Annotated in this window: 1 protein-coding gene and 1 pseudogene; both read right to left on the bottom strand. The window is 74.6% G+C overall.

The window, feature by feature from the left end; genetic code table 11:
• On the bottom strand, positions 1–392 hold a 392-nt coding region (locus CBZ_RS06640; RefSeq protein WP_174768639.1), incomplete at its 3' end, for a signal recognition particle receptor subunit alpha.
• A gap of 24 nt (positions 393–416) precedes the next feature.
• Positions 417–650, bottom strand: a pseudogene (locus CBZ_RS06635) (phosphohydrolase); the annotation flags it as partial.

The raw sequence follows: 650 nt of genomic DNA, 5'->3' as shown, positions 1-650 counted from the left end.
GGCGTGTGGCCCTCGTTCTTGAGGTGCAGCGCGAGCTTGCCCGCGAGCGTCGTCTTGCCCGCACCCTGCAGGCCCGCGAGCAGGATGACGGTCGGCGGGCGCTTCGCCATCGCGAGCGGCCGGTTCTGGCCGCCGAGGATCGCGACGAGCTCCTCGTTGACGATCTTGACGACCTGCTGCGCGGGGTTGAGCGCCCCGGACACCTCGGCCGACAGCGCGCGCTCGCGCACCGCCCCGGTGAAGGACCGGACGACCGGCACGGCGACGTCCGCGTCGAGCAGGGCGCGGCGGATCTCGCGCACCGTCGCGTCGATGTCCGCCTCGGACAGACGGCCCTTGGTGCGCAGGTTCTTGAAGGTCGACGTCAGTCGGTCGGACAGGGTGGCGAACACCGGGCGGTCCTCACGCTTCGGGGGTCACGGACGTCCCAGGGTACCCGCCAGCGCACGACCGGCCCGCGCGACCAGGTCGTCGACGAGCGTGCCGCGCCACGCGCTCCAGGCCGCCGGCCCGGCCGCCGACGCGTCGGCCTCCGTGAGGGCGCGCAGGACCGCGAGCAGGTCCGCGCGGTGGTCGACGGCGTCGAGCAGCCGCCGCACGGTCGCGGGGTCGTCGGGGTCCTCGGTCGTGGCGAGCTCGACGAGCGTGAG

Source organism: Cellulomonas biazotea (assembly GCF_004306155.1).
GTDB classification, from domain to species: Bacteria; Actinomycetota; Actinomycetes; order Actinomycetales; family Cellulomonadaceae; genus Cellulomonas; species Cellulomonas biazotea.
The sequence above is the reverse complement of the archived record's forward strand: the minus strand, read 5'-3'. Positions and strand labels throughout refer to the sequence as shown.